This window comes from Brevundimonas vesicularis (assembly GCF_032067225.1).
In the GTDB taxonomy this organism is placed as follows: Bacteria; Pseudomonadota; Alphaproteobacteria; order Caulobacterales; family Caulobacteraceae; genus Brevundimonas; species Brevundimonas vesicularis_F.
In genome coordinates this window covers 1-2,317 of sequence record NZ_DAMBJX010000090.1, presented here as the reverse complement: position 1 = coordinate 2,317, position 2,317 = coordinate 1, and the positions used below count along the sequence as shown (strand labels likewise).

Sequence of the window (2,317 nt, the reverse complement as noted above, 5' to 3'; positions counted from 1 at the left end):
CCGATGATCCGCTGTCGTGCGTGGCCATCGGCTGCGGCCGCGTGCTGGAGCACCCGCGCTGGATGAAGGGCGTTCTCGACTCCGCGCTCTGATCCGTCCGTTGCGGCCAGGTGAAAGCTTGGCTGCAAATCCTTGTCAGGCCTGCGTGATCACGGTTCCATTCCGGCCTTGATTTTGCGATAGGCAGGCTCAGCGGCAGGGGGCGTCCTGCCGATTCCAACCCCTTTGAGTGGAAGGTTGCCCGTGGCGTTTCGCGACGGCCCTTTTGAAAACATCAAGGTGCCGCTGGCGTGGACCGCCGCGGTCGTCGTCGTCGTGGCCGTCATCGGCGCGGTCGTCCTGTTGCTGGGCGATCGGACCACGTCCGAGGGCGGCTCGACCATGGGCGCGGCGCGCGGCGGTTTCGAAGCGGCGGCCGGGCCGGTGGGCGGGGTCTTCGCCGCGCCGGTGCGCTGGGCCGGGGCCGCGCGCGACTACGTCGGCGGCTATTTCTTCGCTATCGGCGAGAACCGCCGCCTGAAGGCCGAGATCGCCGAACTGCGCGGCTGGCGTGACGAAGCGATCGCTCAAAAGAACATCAACGGCCGCTATGAGGCTCTCCTGGGTCTGCGCACCGAGCCGCCGGTGCCCATGGCCACGGGGCGGGCGATTTCGGAATCGCGGGGTCCCTTCTCCAACGCCAAGCTGATCGACGTCGGTTCGGCCAAGGGCGTGCGGATCGGTAATCCCGTTGTGACGGAACACGGACTGGTTGGTCGGGTGACGGGCGTGACGGGCGGCGTCAGCCGTGTCGTGCTGCTGACGGATGTGGCGTCGCGCACCCCTGTAATGATCGAGCGCACCGATGCGCGCGCCATGCTGACCGGAGACGGCGGCGACAGCCCGCGTCTGGAGTTCATTCGCGGATCCGGTTCGATCAAGGCTGGTGACCGTATCCTGAGTTCGGGAGACGGCGGCGGTCTGCCGCGCGGTCTGCCGATCGGGGTCGCGGCCAAGGGCGTGGACGGCGCCTGGCGAGTCAAGCTGTTCAGCGATCACGGCGCGATCGACTATGTCCGCGTGCTGTTGTTCCAGAGCTTCGGTCAACTGGTTAGCCCGAACGCCTTGAATGCGCCGCCGCTCGCAGGCCTGTCGACGGCGCCGGAGCCGAGCGCGGCCGAGGTCGGGGCGATCCGTGACGCCGCCGCCCGTCGTGCGGCGGCGCAGCAGGCTCAGGCCGAACGGGCACGTGCTGCGGCGGCGACGCCAGCGCCAACGCCTGCGCCCACCGCTGCGCCGACTGCGGCCCGTCCGGCCGTGACGTCTCCGAGGCCTGCGGCTTCGACCCCGTCGCCTGCGCCGGTTGCGCCCCGCCCTGCGCCGGCGCCCGCTCCGGGAGGCGCGGCGTGAGACGGCCCGTCGCGGTTCGCGTTGTCGGACCTCTTCAGTGGATCGTCTATCCGGCCCTGCTCGTCCTCGCCGCGACGGTCGTTTTGGGAACGCCGCTCCAACTGTTCGGTCTGCATCTGCCCGAGCCGGTCATTCCGATGATCCTGGCCTTCGCCTGGCCCCTGATCCGGCCGTCGATGCTGGCGCCGGCGGCGCTGTTTCTGATCGGCCTTTTCCTGGATCTGTTCTGGAATACGCCGCTGGGTCTGTGGGCGCTGTGCCTGATGGGCGTCTATGGAACGGTGCTGCTGTCGCGCAATCTGCTGGCGGGGCATGAGGGGCTGATCCGCTTCGGAGCCTATGCCGCCTGTACGTTGAGCGCCTTCTTTCTGGCCTATCTGGTGGTGACCATGCGGGCGACGAACGCGCCGGCGATTCTGCCGCTGGTCGGACAGGTCGTTCCGACGCTGCTGCTGTTTCCGATCGCCAACTGGATGCTTGAGCGATTCGACGACGGAGATATTCGGTTCCGATGAGCGGCGAGCCCTCCATCTTCTTTGCCGATGTGAATGAGCGTCAGGGGTCCTTCCTGCGGCGCACCTTCGTGCTCGGCGGGGCGACGGCGCTGGGGATCACCGCGCTGATTGGACGGCTGGGTCAGCTGCAGGTCGTTCAGGCTCAGGAATATGCGACCCTGTCGTCGCAGAACCAGTTCAACTTCCGCATGGTCCCGCCGCCGCGCGGCCTGATCAAGGACCGCAACGGCGTCGTCATCGCCGGCAACCGCCCCAGCTTCCGTGTGCTGGTGGTGCGCGACGAGACCAAGGATCTGGACCAGACCCTGGACCTTTTGGGACGGCTGCTGCCCGACACGCTGGAGCGCCGTCGCGCGATCATCCGCGACGTCAATGCGGCGTCCAAGTTCAACCCGGTGCCGGTCAAGAGCGAC

At 67.9% G+C, this 2,317-nt stretch carries 3 protein-coding genes and 1 pseudogene; all 4 read left to right on the top strand.

The features are described 5' to 3' along the window. Positions 1-92 (top strand): hypothetical protein (locus tag RT123_RS15040; RefSeq protein ID WP_313009998.1); only part of this gene is annotated, 92 nt, incomplete at its 5' end. 151 nt (positions 93-243) lie between these two features. Then, on the top strand, positions 244-1,389 hold the full coding sequence (mreC, locus tag RT123_RS15035; protein WP_313009992.1) for a rod shape-determining protein MreC: 1,146 nt from the start codon (positions 244-246) through the stop codon (positions 1,387-1,389). Further along, entirely contained in the window at positions 1,386-1,904 is a 519-nt protein-coding gene (locus tag RT123_RS15030; protein WP_313009991.1) for a hypothetical protein, read from the top strand. The genes mreC and RT123_RS15030 overlap by 4 nt, the downstream gene beginning before the upstream one ends. Further along, positions 1,901-2,317, top strand: a pseudogene (locus tag RT123_RS15025) (penicillin-binding protein 2); the annotation flags it as partial. The gene RT123_RS15030 and the pseudogene RT123_RS15025, both read left to right, overlap by 4 nt.